Below are 20,431 nucleotides of genomic sequence, written 5' to 3'. Positions count from 1 at the left end.
CTGCGAAGCATCGGCTTCGTCAGCCTGGGCACCAAAAGAAGCGAAAGCGGCGACAGCGGCGATAGACAGGAAACGTGCGGTGTTGTTCATGATGGAAATCCTTGAAGTTAAAGAAGCGGCTCAAAAAACCGGAACAAAGCGCCAAAAACAAAGAAAGCTGCTTGGGACCGGGTTCGGTGAGTCGCCTTGCGGGTTCGGCTCATCGATGGGATGAACTGTACGCCGGTGGGGTGCAGAGAAAAACCACCGGGTCGCGAACTAACTGTTCCAGTATTGTGAACAATCAATGCGGAACTTTTCAGGGTTTACCCAAGACTGACTGTCCGGGATCACCAAAAAGCAGGCTACCGGCGACATTGTTGAATGAAAACCCTGATGCCAATTTGGGACAATGACATTGGGGTGACAGGGGGCTTTGTCACCCCGGTGAGCCCGGGCGGGTCCAGGTCTTGGTCATGGGAATCCGGACGTGTGATCTCTGCCATGCGGCAAAAAACGAGCACGGGTAGCAGCGACTGCTGCTTGATGTGCATCAAGATTGCATGTCTGTATCGCGTCACGCGAGTCAGTGCCCCGCAAGAGAACCCCCTATAGTGCGAAGTAACGATTTGTGTTGCTTGCATGACCGATATTCTTCTTTCAGCGGATGCCGAGGACGCTGACAGTCCCCATTACTTGCGTGCGCTGACCGACATGGCCGACCGGCGTACGGTGGTCGCAGGTGCTGCCATCTACACCGACAACGGCATCAAGCTGGTGGAGAAGGGCGCGCGCATCGACAGCCGCCTGTACGACCGCCTGGTGCAGCACAAGCTGCGCGAACCCATTGACCGCCATCTGTCCATCGAAAACCCGGTGGACGTGCCATCACTGCTGGCCCTGGGCCAGACGCTGATCGAGCAGGAAACCCTGCCCGCCATGCTGGCCGAGGCCTTGGGCTCAGGTGCCCGGTTGCTGGAGCCCCTGCGGTCCCTGCCGTTGCCTTCTGCCATGGCCTGCAAGCTCACCGTGATGCGTGACCAACGGCCCACGCTGTTCCAGCACAGTCTGGTGATGACCACCGTGGCGGTATTTCTGGCGGTCAAAAGCGGGCTGAGCGAACGCGATTGCAGCACGGTGGCGGCCGCTGCGCTGCTGCATGACCTGGGCGTGCTGCACATGGACCCGGCCTGGGACGACCCGGACCACAAGGTGGTGGGGGTAGGGCGCAAGCACCTGGTGGCCCACCCCATCTCGGCCATGCTCATGATCCGCGACACACAGGCCTATCCACGTGCTGCCGAAGTGGCCGTGCTGGAGCACCATGAGCGCATGGACGGCAGCGGCTATCCGCGCGCCTTGCCAGGGGCGGATATCACGCCCATGGGCCGCATCCTGCTACTGGCCGAAGTGGTGGCTGCTTTCTACGAGAAATACGACGACATGCCCGCGCAGCGGCTGTCGCTGGTGCTGCGGCTCAATCACCGCAAGTTTCCTTCGGCACTGGTGGCGTTCATCTTGCCGCTGCTGCAGGAGGAAGTGGCCCGCGAATCGGCCTTGATGCCCCTGGGTAACGATGCGCCCCGCCAGATCGAATTGCTGGCCGAAGCCTTTGCCTACTGGGACCAACTCAAGGCGGCCTTGCCCCCAGACACGGCGGCCAAGTCTTCTGCGGGCACTGCCTTTGCGTTTACCGATTCCCGCCTCATGGCATTGCAAAAAGCCCTGATCGAAGCGGGCTCGCACCCCCGGCACCAGGGCGAGTTGCTGGCGCAATTGCAAGGCGACGCCATTGGCATGGCCGAGGTCGCCCTGGTGGGGCGCGAGGCCCTGTGGCAACTGCAAAGCATCCTGAACGCCAGCCACCGCCGCTGGCCCCAGCTCTCGGACCGTGCCACGCCTGCTGATGCGGCGGTGGCGGACTGGTGCGACTGGGCGATGCGTACGCTGTAAGCAGACTTTCGGATCGCCCCCGCCAGGGCGCGGGGTTTGCCTCTTCCACTGGGTACTCCGGCGCGCGGCGTTTGCTGGGCATCGCAACCCGAAGTGAAGGCCTCCCCCGCCACGCCACTCGTCGTTGCGTTCCTGGCCAAGGCCCTGGCCTTGGCGTCGTCGCGCGCCTGGATTGGCGTGGCGGGGGAGGCCTTCGCACTGGCAAAATAGTGTGAACAAGCCCTTGCCTGCGTGGGCCTCCTCATACCGACGTCCTTGGTGGGTCTTCGCTGCCAGGTTCACCCATTCGGCAAAATACTGGTTATATTTACAGTATTCGTGTTGCCTCAACTTCTCCCACCACCATGCCTGCGCCACGCCCCTCTTTGCGGGTTGCGTCCGATTTGCCCATCCCCGTGCCTGGGGTGTGGCATGCCGACGCGCTGGGGGCCAGCGCGCAGCGCGTATTGCCTTCGGGCCATGATGCGCTGGATGCCCAGCTGCCGGGCGGCGGCTGGCCTGTGGGGGCACTGAGCGAAGTGCTGCAGCCCCTGGCGGGCTTGCACGAATGGCAACTGGTGCTGCCCGCACTGGTGCAGGCCACGGCCCGGCAGAGCGGGGCCGTGGTGCTGGTAGCGCCGCCGTGCGAGCCTTTTGGCCCGGCCCTGCAGTCGCAGGGGTTGCGGGCAGAGCGGATGTGTGTGGTGCATGCCGACTCGCCCATGGTCGCCTTGTGGGCGGCCGAGCAGGCGCTGCGCTGCCAGGGCGTGCTGGCCGTCATGGCCTGGCTGCCCCAGGCGCAGCCTGCCGCCTTGCGGCGGTTGCAATTGGCGGCGGCCCAGCAGCAGCAATTGTTGTGGGTGTTTCGTCCGGTCGATGCCCCAGGGCCTGCATCGCGGGTGTCTCAGGCGTCGCCGGCCCAATTGCGGCTGCAGGTGCAGGGGCTGGCTTTGCCAGGGGATGCCGCAGCAGCCCCCGGCATGCAGGTGCAGATCCTCAAGCGCCGGGGGCCTCCGCTGGCGCAGGTGCTCCAACTGCCGGGCTGCCACCCTCAGCTGGCGCAGGTGCTGGTGGCACAGGCCGAGCGGCGCCGCGCTGCGCAAGAGGTCGCCATTGCCCAGGTGGCGGGGCGCCAAGCTGCGGCTGCCCGTGTGGCCGGGGTCTTGGCGGGTTCGCTGGCGCGCCATGTGCCCCCAGTCCAGCCCGTATGCGAGCCAGGAGGCCGACCCGGAGGCCGGCCAGAAGGGAGCAGGCATGCACTGGATCGCCCTGCCATTGCCCTGGTGCGATGAGGTCGCCGCCTTGGCGGGTACAAGCACGGATAGAAATACCGGAGTGCAGAACGCCGCCGCCGGCTGGTGGGCCTTGCGCTTCACGCCGCGTGTAGCGCTGGCCGATGGCGAGGCGGTGTTGCTGGAGGTGTCCACCACCGAACGCCTGTGGGGCGGGCGCGATGCGCTGCAGGCACTGGTGCTGCAAGCCTGGGCCGATGCGTCGGCCCGATGCGAAGGGGAGGGCGTTGTCCCTCCACCCGTCCGCAGCACTGAAGAGCCTGCCCATTCCTTTGGATCGACCACAGCCCCGGTGCCCCATGCACCGACTGTGTGGGGCACAGGCCCCACCGCCCTGGTCGCTCAGGCCAGGCTGCGCATGGCATTGGCAGGGCGCATCTGCCCGCCGCAGGGCAGTGCAGAGAACCTGCCTTTGCACACGCTGACGGCGCTGCGCCCCCATGTGGCCAGCCTGGAGCGCATGGGGTGCCGCACCTGGGGGGCGCTGCGGGTGCTGCCGCGTGCGGGCGTGGCGCGGCGCCTGGGGGCGGGCGTGCTGCAAGTGCTGGACCAGGCCCTGGGCGATGCCCCCGAGGCCCATGCCTGGCTGCAACTGCCCGAGCAGTTTGTATTGACCACCGAGCTGCCCGCCTTGGCCGCGTCGGCCGACGCACTGCTGTGGAGCGCCAGCCGCAGCCTGACGGCCCTGCAGGCCTGGCTGCAGGCGCGCCAGCAGGGCGTGCTGGCGCTGGAGCTGGCCTGGCGCCACGACCTGCGGCGCCTGGATGGCGTGGCGCTGCCCCCCACCCAGGCGCTGCAGGTGCGCACCGCCCAGGCCACCCACGACCTGGTGCACCTGCGGCGCCTGCTGGCCGAAAACCTGGCGCGCACCACGCTGGCCGCGCCGGTCAACCAGATCACGCTGCGGCTGCTCGACGCGGCCCCGTTGCCGCACCGCAGTGCCAGCCTGCTGCCCCCGGGGGAGGTGGGCGGGCGTGACCCCACAAGCCATGGCAGCACCGACCCGGCCGGTACCCCCGGCGAGGCCCTGCACCAGCTGCTGGAGCGCCTGTCGGCCCGCCTGGGGGCCGACCACGTGGTGGCACCGGTGCTGCTGGCCGACCATCGGCCCGAACGCATGCAGCAATGGCGACCGGCCGCTGAAGTGCTGGGCATGCCCGCCGCTGCGACGCGCAATGCAGCCACGCGGACACCCACCGGTCCTGTGTCCGCGCGTGCGGACGGTGCTTCGCAGGGCATCGTCCCGGATGCCCCCTTGTTGCCCACCTGGCTGCTGAACCCGCCCCGGCAGCTGGCCGTGCAGGGCAACCGCCCCTGCCACCACGGCCTGTTGCGCTTGCTGGCCGGGCCCCACCGGTTGGAGGCGGGCTGGTGGTCTGCCACCGACGGTGCGGTGGACCCAGCACACCCCTGCGCAGGCCTGGCCTTGCGCGACTACTTTGTGGCCCACAACGACGTGGCGGGGTTGGTGTGGGTGTTTCGCGAGCGCCTGGCGCCTGCGCTGGATGGCACGCCAGCGGTGGCTCGCCCATACCGCTGGTTCTTGCACGGAATCTTTGGGTGAGCGGGCAGGGTGGTTGTCCATGGGTTTGACGCGCCGACATCCTTCACAGGCCACTGCGGTGCCAGGCCCCGCAGCGGGCGCGGGCGAGCTGCCGGGCTATGCCGAGCTGCATTGCCTGTCCAACTTCAGCTTTCAGCGCGGCGCATCGCACCCGCAAGAGCTGGTCACGCGTGCTGCCCAACTCGGCTACCGGGCGCTGGCGCTGACGGACGAATGCTCCGTGGCCGGCGTGGTGCGTGCCTGGGGGGCGGCCAAGGAATGTGGCCTGCACCTCATCGTGGGCAGCGAGTTTTTGTGGGGCGACCTGCGGCTGGTGGCGCTGGCGCGCGATGCCGAGGGCTGGGGCAACCTGTGCGAGTTCATCACCGCCGCCCGCGCCGCTGCGCCCAAGGGGCAATACCGCGTGGGTGCGGACAGCCCCTGGCACTTGCTGCAGGGGTGCGAGCTGCTGCTGACACCATGCCGTCAGCGCTTTGATGCTTCTGATTTTGTAGCAATCAGCGCATGTATCACTAGCGCTACCGGCCAGTTAGGCTCTCAAAAGGCTCCGCATGTGTGGCTGGCGGTCGAATTGCACCAGGCCGCCGACGACAGTCTGTGGCTAGCCACGCTGCAGCGCGTGGGCGCTGCACTGCAGCTGCCGCTGGTGGCGGCGGGCGACGTGCACATGCACGCCCGCTCGCGCAAGCCGCTGCAGGACGTGATCACCGCCGTGAAGCGCGGCTGCACCGTGGCCGAGTGCGGCTTTGCGCTGCAGCCCAACGCCGAGCGCCACCTGCGCCAGCGCGTGCGGCTGGCGGGCATCTACCCGCCCGAATTGCTGGCGGCCACGCTCACCGTGGCCGGGCGCTGCACTTTCAGCCTGAGTGAGATCCAGTACCGCTACCCGCTGGAGACCGTGCCCGAGGGCATGACACCTGCCCAGGCACTGGCCTGGCTGGTAGAGCTGGGGGTGCGAAGCCATTACCCGCTGGGCGCGCCCGAGGGCGTGCAGGCGCAGATCCGCAAAGAGCTCGACCTGATCGCGCACTGCGGGTATGAGATGTATTTCCTGACCGTGCACGACATCGTGCGGTTTGCGCGCAGCGTGGGCATCCTGTGCCAGGGCCGGGGCTCGGCGGCGAACTCGGTGGTCTGCTACGTGCTGGGCATCACGGCGGTGGCCCCCGAGCAGTCCCACCTGCTGTTCGAGCGCTTCATCAGCAAGGAGCGCAGCGAGCCGCCCGACATCGACGTGGACTTCGAACACGACCGGCGCGAAGAGGTCATCCAGTACATCTACGACAAATACGGCCGCGACCGCGCCGCCATCGCCGCCGTGGTCACCTGCTACCGCACACGCAGCGCCCTGCGCGACGTGGGCAAGGCCCTGGGCGTGGCGCCCGCCCTGGTCGATGCGTTTGCCAAAGACCACCACTGGTTTGACGAAACCTTTGCCACCGACCGCCTGCAGGAGCTGGCCCAGGCGGTGGGCGTGTCGCTGCACCGGCACACCGCCCGGCTGTGGCTGGAGCTGGCTGCCGACCTGAAGGACTTTCCGCGCCACCTGAGCCAGCATGTGGGCGGCTTTGTGCTGACCCAGGGCAAGCTCACGCGGCTGGTGCCGGTGGAGCCCGCCCGCATGAAGGACCGCTCCGTCATCCAGTGGGACAAGGACGACCTCGATGACATGGGCCTGCTCAAGGTCGATGTGCTGGCCCTGGGCATGCTCAGCGCGCTGCGCCGCTGCCTCAACCTGCGCGCAGCCCTGCGCGGCGAGCACTGGGGTCTCAAGGAAATCCCGCGCGAAGACCCCGCCACCTACGACATGATCTGCGCCGCCGACACCGTGGGCGTGTTCCAGATCGAAAGCCGCGCCCAGATGAGCATGCTGCCCCGCCTGCAGCCGCGCGAGTTCTACGACCTGGTGGTCGAGGTCGCCATCGTGCGCCCCGGTCCCATCCAGGGGGGCATGGTGCACCCGTATCTGCAGGCGCGCGAGCGCCGGCGCAAGGGCGAGTCTCTGCAACTCGAAAAGCCGGAGCTGGAGGACGCCCTGGCGCGCACACTGGGCGTGCCCATCTTCCAGGAGCAGGTGATGCAGATCGCCATGATCGCGGCGGGCTTCACCCCCGGCATGGCCGACGACCTGCGCCGCTCCATGGCCGCATGGAAGCGCAAGGGGGGCGTGCATCGCTTTGAAGAGCCTCTCAAACAAGGAATGAAAGACCGGGGCTATCCCGCCGAATTTGCCGACCGCATCTTCCAGCAGATGCTGGGCTTTGGCGAATACGGCTTTCCTGAAAGCCATGCCCACAGCTTTGCGCTGCTGGCCTATGCCAGCAGCTGGCTCAAGTGCCACGAGCCCGCGTGCTTTTTGGCGGCGCTGCTCAACTCGTTGCCCATGGGCTTTTACAGCGCCTCGCAACTGGTGCAGGACGCCCGCCGCCACGGCGTGCGCGTGCTGCCCATCGACGTGACCGTGAGCGACATCGACTGCACGCTGGAGGGCAACCCCGAGCCGTTGCGCCCCGCACGCGGCCTGGGCGCACCGCCGCTGCCCCAGTCCGCCGTGCGCCTGGGCCTGCGGCTGGTAGGCAGCCTGCACGGAGATGCCGCCCGGCGCCTGCTGCACGCCCGCGCCACAGGTCCCGCCTTTGCCAGCACCGAAGACCTGGCCCTGCGCGCCCAACTGAGCCAGCAAGACCTGCAAGCCCTGGCCGCCGCCGACGCCCTGGCCAGCCTGTCGGGCCACCGGCGCCAGCAGATGTGGGACGCCGCCGCCCAGCACAGCGCGCCGCCCCTGTGGCGCGACGTGCCCGTGCACGAGGCCCCGCTGCAACTGCCCGAGGCGCCCGAGGGCGAAGAAATCCTGTTCGACTACGCCGCCACCGGCCTCACGTTGCGCCGCCACCCCCTGGCCCTGCTGCGCCCCCGCCTGGCCCGCTGGCGCCTGCAAACCGCCCTGCAACTGCACAGCGCCGCCCACGGCCGCAGGGTGCGCGCCTGCGGCATCGTCACCGTGCGCCAGCGCCCCGGCACCGCCAAGGGCACCATGTTCGTCACGCTGGAAGATGAAACCGGCCCCGTCAACGTCATCGTCTGGCCCGCCCTGGTCGATGTGTGGCGCAATGCGCTGCTGCGGTCACAGCTGCTGGCGGTGGAAGGGATGTGGCAATGCAGCGCGGGCCCACCCGGCAGCACGGCGGTGGTGCGCCACCTGGTGGCCCAGCGCTTCAAGGACCTGACGCCCCTACTGGGCCGCATGGGGCAGGCGCTGCAGGGAAGCCGGGATTTCCACTGAAGGAGAGTTTCCGAGGCTCGTAGTGGGGATGGCAGTCAGGCTAAACAGCGGCCCATGGGGCTTGCGCGCCGCCAGTCCCTCCAACGCCTGGCACTCTAGATAGAGCGCTTGGCTGCTTGCTGTATGCAGCCGTTGAAGACGGGGCTCCAAAAGAAAGCCCGCACGAGGCGGGCCAAGAGTGAGGGTGTCGGCAAAGGGCAAAGCCGACGGCCGATAGTAGCGGTCTTGGCGTGCCAAGCCCACCCGACGATGGTCGTATTGCGCAGGTTGCAATCCTATTGAAGGCGAGGCGCAGCGAACGATAGCCCAGGCATGCGTGCCAAAGCTCCGCGGCCACCAGGCAATTTGAAGAACGCGACCGCACTGACAAGTTCTGCAGCCTGATTGTTCAAGCTGCTGGCAGCGGCTGCCATCTCTTCCACCAACGCGGCATTCTGTTGGGTGACCTGGTCCATTTGGGTCACAGCTTCGCCCACCTGCGCCACGCCCTGGCTTTGCTCTTGGCTGGCGGCGCTGATCTCACCCATGAGGTCCGTCACCCGCTTGATGGAGCTCACCACTTCCGTCATCGTCGTGCCTGCTTGGTCCACCAGGGTTGTGCCCTGACTCACTCTCGAAACGCTGTCATCGATCAGCGTTTTGATCTCTTTGGCCGCTTCTGCGCTGCGCTGTGCCAAGTTGCGCACCTCGGTGGCCACCACGGCAAACCCACGGCCCTGTTCGCCAGCCCGTGCTGCTTCCACCGCTGCGTTCAGTGCCAGGATGTTGGTCTGGAACGCAATGCCATCGATGACGCTGATGATGTCCGCAATTCTCTTGCTGCTGTCGTTGATGCCCTTCATGGTTTCGACGACCTGACCGACCACCTCGCCCCCTTGTATTGCGACCGTAGAGGCGCTCATTGCCAGCTGGTTGGCCTGGCGTGCGTTGTCTGCGTTTTGCCGGACGGTGGAGTTCAGCTCTTCCATGGAAGCCGCCGTTTCTTCCAGCGCGCTGGCCTGTTGCTCTGTGCGGGCGCTCAGATCGTGGTTGCCCTGGGCAATTTCTGAGGAGGCCGTAGACACGTTCTCAGAGTTTTGCCGAACCATGCTCACGGTGTTCACCAGGCTTTGCTGCATGCGCTCCAGCGCTGTCATGAGCTGGCCCGTTTCATCCGTACTGGTGACCTGGATGGTGGTGCTGAGGTCACCACCAGCCACATGCTCTGCCAGTTGCACGGCTTGGGCCAACGGGCGGGTGATGGAGCGCACCAGCAAGAGGGCTGTCACCACGGCCAGCACTATCGCAAGGGTCGAGATCATCAGCAGCGTTGCGCGTGCATTGGCATAGGTTGCCTCCGACTCTGCCCGGGATGCCTCCGAGCCATCGCTATTGATCTTTACCAGCTGGTCCAGCGTCTCCATGGTCAGATCAAACAGCTTCTTGGACTCACCCTCCACGAGACTCCGAGCCTGATCGTTTTCGTTCTTGCGCGAGAGTGCAAGCACGCGGTCATCCACCTCGCGGTACTGCTTCCATTGCTGCACGAGCTGGTCATATGCCTTGCGCTCGTTGTCCCCGCTGATGAGCTTCTCGTAGGCCTTCAATGACTGATCCAGTTTCTGCCGGTCGGTCACTACCTTCTTGTCAATCGCCTCCATCGCCGCCGCGTCGGTATTCATGACATGACCCAATACGGTCATGCGTGCCACCAACAGCTGCGAGTCCATCTCATTGGCTGCCCGCACACTGGGGAGCCAGTTGTCCGCAATTTCCACGGTGGCTGACCGCATGGTGGAGAGCTGGAGGGCAGCCAGCCCTGCAAGCCCCATCAGCAGCAATATCAGGGTGGCAAATGCACCGTACAGGCGGGTCGAGATTTTCAGATTTTTCATGTCGGCATCTTTCTGGATGGTCTTGTCTCGACGGGATTCCTTGAATCCTCTCTAACCCGGTTAGTGACGGCGGGGCGTTGGGCCTGACCTTCAACGGCCTGTTTTCACCTGCCGCTAAGGTTGTAGCCTGTCGATTTAATCAAATATATCATATTAATCATTTATCGGCAAAGGCCGAGATCATTTTTCGGTGTCTGTCCGGCATTCGGACCGACCCTTCAGGCGTGCTCCGCGAGCCGGAATCGAGCGTCTTCTGTTCCCGGGCCCGCGTTCTTGGCAGCATGAAGCGGCTGGATTAACTTGGTCTTAAGGAACTCGCAACTTGTCCACGCAGCCGTCTGCCGCCCGGAGCCCCTAAGATGGCCGAGTTGTGTCGCATTCACCCGCCACCATGGCGCAGCAGGAGGAACCACACATGGGCATGGAGTTTCAGCACGCGCGCAGAAGTGCGCTCATTTGCGCGGCGTCCGCCGTCCTGACCGCCTGCGGAGGCGGAGGGGCCGGCGACGGTGCAGGGCCCGCCGCATCAGGCCAGGTGATCAACTCCACCATCAAGTCGGTTGCCAATGGCAACACGTACGCCATTCAGGTTTTCTTGCCAGAGTCGTACGCCAACAGCACGACCGTTTTGCCTGTGATCTACGCGACCGAAGGGGACGCTCCGTACGGGGGCGCCAATCGCTCGCGCTTTGACACGTTCAAAGAGGTCATGCAGCGCCGTGGTACCCAGGCTGTTTTGGTTGGCATTGGGGGAACGGCCTGGAGGGGCACTGACTTTCTCATGCCCGGCGCAACGAAGTACCTCGACTTTCTGGTGAAAGAACTGGCGCCCACCATTGAGAGCCAGTACCGGATTGATCGCAAACGAAGGGCGTTGTCGGGCTTGTCCCATGGTGGGTACTTCGTTCTGGCCGCGTTGATACTGGAGGCGCGTGCAGGTGTGCCCCCCAGTTTTTCATACTACCTGTCGACAGAGTGCAGCGTGGGGGAGCACACCAGCCCGGCGGGGGTCTTAGCGTTTGAAAAGCAGATTGATGGAAAGGCTGTGCCAGCGACCTTGTTCCTTGCGGGTGCGAGTGGCGGCAACCACCCACTGATCGGTATTCCTGTTTTCAATCAGATCGCCTCTCAGAACCTACCGGGCCTGGTATCGCTCAAGGCCGAGTACAACACTTCGCATGTCGGCGCGGATGTGCCTGCATTTGAAGATGCGTTGAAGCGGTTCTTTTCCTAGGCGGGCGTTGTGCTGCGGCGCCTGCACCTGCGCCAGCGCCAGCGTCCGGTGTCAAGAACCAATGCACTTTTCTCGGTCATTGCCACGTGCAGACATCGGGTCATCCCTTCATGATTCCAGCTTCACCAGGCGATGCAGCTGTGCCCCTTTGGCTCCCGCAACCACCGCCTCTATCAATGCCCGCGCGGGCACTGACAGCGCTCGGTCCCTCTGCTGCATCACAAACACCTCGCGCTGCACGGTAGGGCGCAGGGGCGAAAAGCGCAAATCGGCAGCATCCCTGTGCGATGCGCCCAGTGCAGACATCACCGCAATGCCCACGCCAGCCCGTGCCATGGCCAATTGCAGGGCGAGGCTGGAGACTTCCACCCCATGGTCCATGTGTGCCACCAGGTCAGAGCCTTGCGCGCGCAGCACGCTGACAATGCTGGTGTCGCTGCCTTCCTTCAGCAGAGGCAGGTCGCCCAGTGTTTCGGTACGGACCCAGGCCTTGAGCTGGTGCAGCTGTGGGTTGAACAGGAGACCCAGCGGTGCGCTCAGCAGCTTGGTGCAGCGCAGGGCCTCGGTGCGGCCAACGGGTGAGCCAATGCCGAAGTCCACCTCGCCTTGTGCCACGCGGCGGGTGATGCCCTGGCTGTTGTCGTTGACCACGCGCACCCGCACGCCAGGGTGTGTTTTTACGAAGGACTGGAGGATGTCGGGCAGCACGGTGCAGCCAAAGGCCTCGCCCACTGCCAGGCTGACCGAGCCGCTTTGGCCCGTGGCTTCACCCTGGATCAGGGCGGCGGCCTCCGTCAGGTCGTGCAGCAACCGTTGGGCGACGGGCAGGAATCGCTCACCCTCTGGCGTCAAGGCCAGTTGGCGGGTGGTGCGCAGGAATAGCGCGACCCCTAGCTGACTCTCAAACTCTTGCAGCGCGCGGGTGAGCGCGGGCTGGCTGATGTGCAGGGCCTCGCTGGCGCGCGAGATGTTGCCCACGGCGGCGGTGGTCACAAACATGCGCAGCTGGCGTTGGGTGAGATTCATAATGATTGGCTATGAATTGCATCAATTGATGCATTGGACAGGAATTGTGCCGTTTTCTACAGTGCAACCCAAAAGGAGTTGCACCATGAAAAAAATCTCGACCCTGTCTCTGGCCATCCTGTTGTCTCTGGGCCTTAATGCTGCCCAAGCCCAAACACCAGTAGGGGAGGTCAAGGGCACAGCGACGGCCCATACCGAGGCGTCTGCCAAAGGCGTGATGGCCGGGGCGCAGCTGGTGTTGCCCGCCCAGGCCACCGGAGGCGCCGCCTATGTGGGGGCGTTCAAGGATGCGCCCGCCACGGTGCGCAACAAGGTGCCCGTGGTGGTGTTCCTGCATGGCTCGTCGGGCCTGGGGCTCAAGGCCATTGGCGAGTGGCAGCAATGGCTGGGCAGCCTGGGCATTGCCAGCGTGGCGCCCGACTCGTTTGCGCTGCCTGACCGCGTGACCTACAAGTCGCCCGCCAGCAAGGAGGCGTACGAAAAAATCCACGCGCTGCGCCGGTCGGAGATCACCCTGGCACTGCAGGCCTTGCAGGCCCAGCCCTGGGCGGACATGCAGCGTCTGGTGCTCGCAGGCACCAGCGAGGGCGCGACGGCCGTGGCACGCTATGGCGGCGCCGAGTTTGCGGGCCGCATCATCTTTTCGTGGAGTTGTGAGGACAACTACTTTGTGGAGCGGCCTGACACGGCCGTGGTGCCGGGACAGCAGGTGCTGAACATCATCAGCGCAACCGACCCCTTCTTTTCACCCGCCAACACCTGGCTGGGCAACGCCTCGGCCAGCGGTCATTGCGCCCGGGCCTTCAAAGACCATCCGCAGGCCAGCGTGGTGTTGATCCCCGGCGCGCCCCACACGCTGCTGAATCTGCGGGCGGCGCGGCAGCCGGTGCAGGGCTTTCTGGTGGACTTATTGAAGCCCTGAAAAACACGGGCGACCTGCAGGTGCCGTGCGGCCTTCAGGGCGCCTGCAGCTTTTGCAGCAGTTCCAGCGTCGGATACCCGTCAGCCACCACGCCCAGGCTGCGCTGGTAGTCGCGCAGGCCTGCGCGGGTGGCGGGGCCCATCACGCCGTCCGGGGTTCCTGCGGCAAAGCCTTTGCGGCTCAGGGCTTCTTGTAGGGCTTGCAGTTGTGCGCGCGACAGCGGCTCAATGTCGCGGGGCCATGGGGCGGCCACCGGCCCCCCGCCGTCGATCTGCCGCGCCAGCAGCGCCACGCCCAGCGCGTAGTTGACCGAGTTGTTGTAGCGCAGGATGGTGCGGAAGTTGTTGCCCACCAGAAACGCCGGGCCCCGCGCGCCCGCAGGGGTGACGATGGAGGCCCCGGCCAGGTCGGGCAACGGCGCCCCGTCGATGGACCGCACCCCTTCGGACTCCCACTGGGCTGTGGTCTGGCGCACGGCGGGGTCGGCGCGGGCGTGGTCGAACGTGGGGGGCAACTGCACTTCGGCCCCCCAAGGCTCGCCAGATTTCCAGCCCGACCGGGCGAGGAAATGCGCGGTGGACGCCGTCACATCCGGCACGCTGCCCCAGATGTCGCGGTGCCCGTCCCCGTCGGCATCCACAGCGTAGGCCAGGAACACCGAGGGCAGGAACTGGGTGTGCCCCATGGCCCCGGCCCACGATCCGATCATGCGGTCGGCGGCGATGTCGCCCTGGTCGATGATGCGCAGCGCTGCCAGCAGCTCGGTCTGCGCCCAGGCGCGGCGGCGGCCTTCATACGCTAGGGTGGCTAATGCATCCACCGTGCGGAAGGTGCCAAAGTTGCTGCCGTAGTTGCTCTCCATGCCCCAGATGGCGGTGATGACGCTGGCCGGCACGCCATAGCGGGCGGCTGCCGCCTGCAGGGCGGTGCTGTGCGCCGCCAATTGCGCTTGGCCCTGGGCGATGCGCTGGGGGGAGACGGCGCTGTCGAGGTACGCCCATGGGGTGCGGGTGAACTCTGGCTGGGCGCGGTCCAGCTCGACCACGCGGGGCAGCCACTGCGCCTTGCCCAGCACGTCGCGCACAGTGGCGGGGCGAATGCCCGCCTCCAGCGCCTGGGCCGAAAAGCTGCTCAGCCATTGGGCAAAGCCGGTCGTGTGGTCGGCATCGGGGCTGGCCTGTGGCGGTGTGGCGGCTGTGGTGGGTGACGCTGTGGGCGGTGTGGCCGCAGCCACAGGTTTTGCTGCGGGTGTGGGGGTGGGGCTGGGGGCTGACGCGCAGCCCGCGAGGGCGAGGGCAGCTGCCAGGGCCACTCCGGCAACGCCTGTGGGGGCGTGGGAAGCGGCGACGGGCAGGGCGGGGGCGCGCCCCAGGGAGCAAGGGGAAGCAATGAAACTGGGCATGCGCCATTGTCCCGCGTGCCAGCCCGCGTACAGGGGGCGAATGTGCATCAGTCCGTATGGTGAATATATTTACTATGTTTTTGATAGCTGCTTGCGCATGTTCCACTAGCGCTTGCGGTCAAAAACACTGAAAAATGCGGTTACAGTGGCACCTTGATCGCCTTGCGCCCCGCCCGCCGTGCGCGAGCCACCGCCTGCAGCCCCCTGTTAGCCTACCGACCATGGCGCCCCACACCTTCCTCTGGCACGACTACGAAACCTTTGGCGCCAACACGCGCCGCGACCGGCCTGCGCAGTTCGCGGCCATCCGCACCGATGCCGAGCTGAACGAAATCGGCGAGCCACTGATGCTGTACTGCCAGCCCGCCAACGACTATCTGCCCGACCCGGTGTCGTGCCTCATCACCGGCATCACGCCCCAGCAGTGCCTGGAGCAGGGCGTGCCCGAGCACCAGTTTGCCGCGCGCATCGAGTCCGAGTTTGCGCAGCCCGGCACGATTGGCGTGGGCTACAACACCATCCGGTTTGACGACGAGATCACGCGCTTCATGTTCTGGCGCAACCTCATTGACCCCTATGCGCGCGAGTGGCAAAACCAGTGCGGCCGCTGGGACCTGCTGGACGTGGTGCGCATGACCTATGCGCTGCGGCCCGACGGCATCACCTGGCCCAAGAAGGAAGACGGCGTGACGCCCAGCTTCAAGCTGGAGCACCTGTCCAAGGCCAACGGCCTGCAGCACGATGCCGCGCACGATGCGCTGTCGGACGTGCGCGCCACCATTGCGCTGGCACGGCTGATCCGCCAGCACAACACCAAGCTGTTTGACTTTGCCCTCAGCCTGCACAAGAAGGACCGCGTGGCCGCCGAACTGCGGCTGCCCGCCACCACGGCCACGGCGCGCGCGTTCTTGCATGTGTCGGGCATGTTCCCCACCGAGCGCGGCTGCCTGGCTGTGATGTGGCCACTGGCCAACCACCCCACCAACAAGAACGAGCTGATCGCCTGGGACCTGGCCCACGACCCACGCGAGCTGGCCACGCTGAATGTGGAGGACATCCGCCTGCGCATGTTCAGCAAGGCCGACGCGCTGCCCGAGGGCGTCACGCGCCTGCCCATCAAGACCATCCACCTGAACAAGTCGCCCATGGTGGTGGGCAATGTGAACACGCTCACGCCCGCGCTGGCGCAGCGCTGGGGCATCGACCTGGCCCAGGCCGCACAGCACGCCGAGGTGGCGCGCGCGCTGCCCGACATGAGCGGCATCTGGCCGGCGGTGTTTGCCCGCCCGCAAGAGCCGGCACCGGATGTGGACCAGGACCTGTACGGCGGTTTTGTGGGCAACAACGACCGGCGCCTGTTGAACGACCTGCGCACCCTGAGCGGCGACAAGCTGGCCAAGGCGCGTGCCAACTTTGACGACCCGCGCCTGGCCGAGCTGCTGTGGCGCTACCGGGCGCGCAACTTTCCGCAGACGTTGTCGCCCGAGGAGCAGGAGCGCTGGGAGGCGCACCGCGCCGCCTGCCTGTTTGACGGGCAGGGCGGGGCGCGCACGGTGGAGCAGCTGTTCACCGAAATCGACGAACTCTCGGAGACCGCCGACGACGAGCGGACGCAAGACATCCTGGGCGCCTTGTACGATTACGCTGAACACATCGCACCGGAGCGATGACTCCCCCTGAGGCGCTGCGCGCCTTCCCCCGGAGGGGGACGCACCCGGTGGCCTGGCAAAGCCAGTTCCACGGGTGCACTGGCATCAGGGCGCGCCAGTAGTGATCGCCCCGTCTTGTAAGTAGCCACGCAGAAACAGCGCAGATTTTTATGACGACACCGCAGAACCACAGTTTCACCACCCAGATCGTGCACGCCGACCGCCTGGGCGGCGCCGAGCACGGGGCCATCCACAAGCCCATTCACACCTCGGTGCAGTACGGCTACGAGAAGGTCGAGGACCTGATCGCCGTCTTCCAGGGCACGGCCAAGGGCGGCTTCAACTACGCGCGCCAGGGCACGCCCACCACGGCGGCGCTGGAGGCCAAGATCACGCAGATGGAGCGAGGGCACGGCTCCATCGTGTTCTCCACCGGCATGGCGGGCATCTGCGCGGTGTTCCTCACGCTGCTCAAGGCGGGCGACCATCTGGTGGCCAGCCAGTTCGTGTTTGGCAACACCAACAGCGTGTTCGGTACGTTGGCCGACCTGGGCATTGAAGTGACCACGGTGGACGTGACCGACGCGGCCAATGTGGCCGCCGCGCTGCGCCCCAACACCCGCATGGTGTTTGTCGAAACCATTGCCAACCCCGGCACGCAGATCCCCGACCTGGAAGGCATTGGCGCGCTGTGCAAGGCGCATGGCGCGCTCTACGTGGTGGACAACACCGTGGCATCGCCCTACCTGTTCCGTGCAGCCACGGTGGGCGCGGGGCTGGTGGTCAACTCGCTCACCAAGAGCATTGGCGGGCAGGGCGACGCGCTGGGCGGCGCCATCACCGACACGGGCCTGTACGACTGGTCGGGCTACCCCAACATCTTTGCGGCCTACCGCAAGGGCGACGCGAAGGGCTGGGGCCTGCAGCAGCTGCGCAAAAAGGGCCTGCGCGACATGGGCGGCACGCTGTCGTCCCACGCCGCCCACCAGCTGGCCCTGGGCGCGGAGACTTTGTCGCTGCGCATGGACCGCACCAGTGCCACCGCCCTGGCGCTGGCGCAGCGGCTGGAGGCGCACCCGGCCGTCTCGCGCGTGCTGTACCCCATGCTGCCCTCGCACCCGCAGCACGCCTTTGCGCGCAAGCACCTCAAGGCGGGCTCGTGGCTGCTGTCGTTCGAGCTGCGCAACCCCGACCAGTGCCTGGCCGTGTGCAACCGCCTGCAGTTGCCCATCAAGGCCACGGGGCTGGCTGACACGCGCACGCTGATCATCCCGGTGGCGCACACCATCTTCTGGGAGGCCGGCCCCGCCGTGCGCGCCACCATGGGCATTGCCGACAGCATGATCCGCCTGTCGGTGGGTCTGGAAGAGGCGGAAGACCTGCTGGCCGACTTTGAGCAGGCGCTGGCCGGAGCCTGACCCCACCTGAACTGCCCACCCTGACCGGGAGCCCCGCCATGGCCACTGCCACCTCTGCACCGCCCGCTAACATCGGCAAGTACCGCATCGAGCGTGAACTGGGGCGGGGCGCCAGTGGCATCGTGTACCTGGGGCTCGACGGCTTCCGAGGCCGCAAGGTGGCCATCAAGCAGACCCACGCGCACTTGCTGAAGGTGCCCGAGCAGGCCGAGCGCTACCGCAAGCTGCTGCGCAACGAGGCCGCGCTGTCGGGCCGCCTGCGCCACCCCAACATCGTGCGCCTGCTGGACGCGGACGAAGAAGCGCTGCCGCCCTATCTGGTGCTCGAATACGTGGATGGCCAGCCGCTGTCCGACTTTGCAACGCCCGACACCTTGCTGCCCGTGCCCCAGGTGCTGGACATTGCCTTCAAGTGCTGCAACGCGCTCGAATACGCCTACCGCGAGGGCCTGGTGCACCGCGACATCAAGCCCGCCAACCTGATGCTGGCGCGCGGCGGCGATGTGAAGCTGACCGACTTTGGCGCCGCCCTGTCGTTGCGCAGCGATGCCACGCAGCTGTCCGGGCTGGTGGGGTCGCCGTCGTACATGTCGCCCGAACAGGTGCGCGAGCAGGACCTCACCCACCACAGCGACATGTTTTCGCTGGCCGTGGTGGTGTACGAGCTGCTCACCGGCCGCCGCCCGTTTGATGGCGACACCGACTTCGCGACGCTCTACAAGATCAGCAACGAGACGCCCACCCGGCCCAGCCTATTGCGCGCGTCCCTGCCAGCGCATGTGGACGAGGTGCTGCTGCGTGCGCTGGCCAAGCAGCCCGCCGACCGCTTTGCCACCTGGGCCGACTTTGCCCAGGCGCTGCTGGCCGCGCACCGGGGCCTGCCCCGCCAGAAGTCGCAAGACACCGAGGCTGAGCGCTTTGCACGCCTGCGTGCGCTGCCGTTTTTTGCCGACTTTCACGACGTGGCGCTGTGGGAGCTGATGCGCCTGGGCAGCTGGCGCCGGCTGGAGCAGGGCACCGTGCTGATGCGCGAGAACACGCCCGGCGACTCGTTCTGCATCCTCATCGAAGGCCAGGTGGCCGTCAGCCGCCAGGGCTGGAACCTCAGCACGCTGGGCCCCGGCGTGACCTTGGGCGAGATGACCTACCTGCGCCCCGACAACCGCATCCGCACCGCCACCGCCGTGGCCGAGACCGAGGTGCTGGTGCTCAAGGTGCGCAACCCTGCGCTGCGCGAGGCGTCGGAGGATTTGCAGTCGCGCTTTGACAAGGCCTTCATCAAGCTGCTGGTCGGGCGACTGATTGCCACCAACGAGCAGCTGGCTGAGTGGGAACTGGTGGCTGCGCCAGGGCCCGCTGGCGGTTGATACTCTGATTGCTACTTAATTGATAGCTGCCAGGGCATGTTGCACTAGCGCTACCAGCAAAAGCTACCCAAAAAACCGGTAACACACCGCGATGGCGGCCACCACGCCCGCCAACTCGGCCAGCAGCGCGCAGCCCACGGCGTGCCGGGCGCGCTGAATGCCCACGGCCCCAAAGTACACGGCCAGCACGTAGAACGTGGTTTCGGTGCTGCCCTGGATGGTGGCGGCGGCCAGGGCGGCGAAGCTGTCTACGCCCTGGGTCTGCATGGTCTCGATGAGCATGGCGCGCGCCGCGCTGCCCGAGAACGGCTTGACCAGGGCGGTGGGCAGGGCGTCCACAAACCGGGCGTCGGCGCCCAGCGTGGTCACGCACCAGCGGATGCCGTCCAGCACATAGCCCAGCGCGCCCGAGGCCCGGAACACGCCCACGGCGCACAGCATGGCCACCAGATAGGGCAGCAGGCCCTTGGCCACGTCAAAGCCTTCACGCGCCCCCTCGATGAAAGCCTCGTACACCGGGACCTTGCGCCACGCGCCCAGCGCCACAAACAGCACGACCAGCGCAAACAGCGTGAGGTTGCCCAGCAGCGACGACAGGGATGCCAGTGCGGCGGCACTCAGCGTGGTCAGCAGCGCCATGAACCCGCCCAGCACCAGCGCCACGGGCAGCAGGTAGGCCAGCACCACGGGGCTCCACAGCGGCAGGCGCTGCACCACGGCCACGCTCAGCAGCCCCACCAGGGTGGAGGCAGACGTGGCCAGCAGGATGGGCAGGAAGACCAGCGTCGGGTCGGGCGCACCCTGCTGCATGCGGTACATGAAGATGGTCACCGGCAGCAGCGTGAGCGACGAGGCGTTGAGCACCAGGAACAGGATCTGCGCGTTGGTGGCGGTGTCGGGCTCGGGGTTCAACTCCTGCAGGGCCTTCATGGCCTTCAGGCCCATGGGCGTGGCCGCGTTGTCCAGCCCGAGGGCGTTGGCGGCAAAGTTCAGCGTCATCAGGCCCAGGGCAGGGTGGCCCCGGGGCACACCCGGCATCAGGCGCAGGAACAGCGGGGCCAGCCACCGGGCCAGGGCATCGACCAGGCCCGCCCTCTCGGCAATCCGCAAAAAGCCCAGCCAGAGCGTGAGGGTGCCAAACAACAGCACCATCACCTCGACCGACAGTTTGGCCATGGCAAACAGCGCTTCGACCATGGCCGCAAAAATCTGGGCGTTGCCCCCCACCAACCATTGGGCCAGGGCCGCGATGGCCGCCGTGAGGAAAAAGCCCAGCCAAAGGGTGTTGAGCATCAGTGCACCGGGCAGGGGTCAAAGGAAGGAGCTTTGCGCATGTCGCCGAGGTTAACTGCATCGCTGCGTGCAACTGGTGGAGAGCGTGGCGGAAGGGCAACGAAAGTGTCCACGGTGGTCAGTGGTACCCTATAGGGTTCGGTCTGAAGTTGCACGCCCATCCTCTGGGGGCTGTTCGGGAGGCGTTTTTCCTCCC

Annotated in this window: 13 protein-coding genes and 1 pseudogene; 9 read left to right on the top strand and 5 right to left on the bottom strand. The window is 66.3% G+C overall.

The window, feature by feature from the left end:
- Positions 1-90, bottom strand: a pseudogene (locus tag ACTJKQ_RS19205) (DUF4148 domain-containing protein); the annotation flags it as partial.
- Between the two features lie 531 nt (positions 91-621).
- Here ACTJKQ_RS19205 and ACTJKQ_RS19200 point away from each other — a divergent pair.
- From ACTJKQ_RS19200 to ACTJKQ_RS19185, 4 genes are all read left to right on the top strand, one after another.
- Positions 622-1,932, top strand: coding sequence for an HD-GYP domain-containing protein (locus ACTJKQ_RS19200; RefSeq protein WP_440597760.1), 1,311 nt, complete (start codon positions 622-624; stop codon positions 1,930-1,932).
- 344 nt (positions 1,933-2,276) lie between these two features.
- Positions 2,277-3,203, top strand: coding sequence for a translesion DNA synthesis-associated protein ImuA (gene imuA / locus ACTJKQ_RS19195; protein WP_440597759.1), 927 nt, complete (start codon positions 2,277-2,279; stop codon positions 3,201-3,203).
- Positions 3,166-4,767: a DNA polymerase Y family protein gene (locus tag ACTJKQ_RS19190; protein ID WP_440597758.1), complete on the top strand. Its 1,602-nt coding sequence runs from the start codon at positions 3,166-3,168 to the stop codon at positions 4,765-4,767. The genes imuA and ACTJKQ_RS19190 overlap by 38 nt, the downstream gene beginning before the upstream one ends.
- Before the next feature lie 19 nt (positions 4,768-4,786).
- Positions 4,787-8,050 carry an error-prone DNA polymerase gene (locus ACTJKQ_RS19185; protein WP_440597757.1) on the top strand — a complete coding sequence of 1,088 codons (3,264 nt, stop codon included), beginning with the start codon at positions 4,787-4,789 and terminating at the stop codon, positions 8,048-8,050.
- A gap of 275 nt (positions 8,051-8,325) precedes the next feature.
- Here the strand turns inward: ACTJKQ_RS19185 and ACTJKQ_RS19180 are convergent, their stop codons facing one another.
- A complete protein-coding gene (locus ACTJKQ_RS19180; protein ID WP_440597756.1) occupies positions 8,326-9,924 on the bottom strand; it encodes a methyl-accepting chemotaxis protein in 1,599 nt (532 codons plus the stop codon).
- A gap of 415 nt (positions 9,925-10,339) precedes the next feature.
- Between ACTJKQ_RS19180 and ACTJKQ_RS19175 the strand changes: the two genes are divergently transcribed.
- Positions 10,340-11,158 (top strand): alpha/beta hydrolase-fold protein, encoded by an 819-nt coding sequence (locus ACTJKQ_RS19175; protein WP_056746092.1) that lies wholly within the window; start codon positions 10,340-10,342, stop codon positions 11,156-11,158.
- A 108-nt stretch (positions 11,159-11,266) separates the two neighbouring features.
- On the opposite strand, the gene ACTJKQ_RS19170 is transcribed toward ACTJKQ_RS19175, so the two are convergent.
- Entirely contained in the window at positions 11,267-12,184 is a 918-nt protein-coding gene (locus tag ACTJKQ_RS19170) for a LysR family transcriptional regulator (RefSeq protein WP_440597755.1), read from the bottom strand.
- An 85-nt stretch (positions 12,185-12,269) separates the two neighbouring features.
- Here ACTJKQ_RS19170 and ACTJKQ_RS19165 point away from each other — a divergent pair, with 85 nt between their 5' ends.
- The gene (locus ACTJKQ_RS19165; RefSeq protein WP_440597754.1) at positions 12,270-13,106 is read left to right on the top strand and encodes a dienelactone hydrolase family protein; all 837 of its coding nucleotides are present in this window, start codon (positions 12,270-12,272) and stop codon (positions 13,104-13,106) included.
- A 34-nt stretch (positions 13,107-13,140) separates the two neighbouring features.
- Here the strand turns inward: ACTJKQ_RS19165 and ACTJKQ_RS19160 are convergent, their stop codons facing one another.
- The gene (locus tag ACTJKQ_RS19160; protein ID WP_440597764.1) at positions 13,141-14,508 is read right to left on the bottom strand and encodes a lytic murein transglycosylase; all 1,368 of its coding nucleotides are present in this window, start codon (positions 14,506-14,508) and stop codon (positions 13,141-13,143) included.
- Positions 14,509-14,729: 221 nt separating this feature from the next.
- Here ACTJKQ_RS19160 and sbcB point away from each other — a divergent pair, with 221 nt between their 5' ends.
- From sbcB to ACTJKQ_RS19145, 3 genes are all read left to right on the top strand, one after another.
- Complete coding sequence (gene sbcB / locus ACTJKQ_RS19155; protein ID WP_440597753.1) at positions 14,730-16,178, top strand: exodeoxyribonuclease I; 1,449 nt, start codon at positions 14,730-14,732, stop codon at positions 16,176-16,178.
- 149 nt (positions 16,179-16,327) lie between these two features.
- Positions 16,328-17,575, top strand: a complete 1,248-nt coding sequence (locus tag ACTJKQ_RS19150; protein ID WP_056746087.1) for a cystathionine gamma-synthase family protein — start codon at positions 16,328-16,330, stop codon at positions 17,573-17,575.
- A 38-nt stretch (positions 17,576-17,613) separates the two neighbouring features.
- Complete coding sequence (locus tag ACTJKQ_RS19145; protein WP_056746086.1) at positions 17,614-18,942, top strand: protein kinase domain-containing protein; 1,329 nt, start codon at positions 17,614-17,616, stop codon at positions 18,940-18,942.
- A 63-nt stretch (positions 18,943-19,005) separates the two neighbouring features.
- Here the strand turns inward: ACTJKQ_RS19145 and ACTJKQ_RS19140 are convergent, their stop codons facing one another.
- Positions 19,006-20,235, bottom strand: a complete 1,230-nt coding sequence (locus ACTJKQ_RS19140) for a nucleoside recognition domain-containing protein (protein ID WP_440597752.1) — start codon at positions 20,233-20,235, stop codon at positions 19,006-19,008.
- Between the last annotated feature and the right edge of the window lie 196 nt (positions 20,236-20,431).

The sequence above is a fragment of the Acidovorax sp. 22279 genome (assembly GCF_052045435.1).
GTDB lineage: Bacteria > Pseudomonadota > Gammaproteobacteria > Burkholderiales > Burkholderiaceae_C > Acidovorax > Acidovorax delafieldii.
Note: the sequence above shows the minus strand (reverse complement) of the source record. Positions and strands in the feature narration are given on the sequence as shown.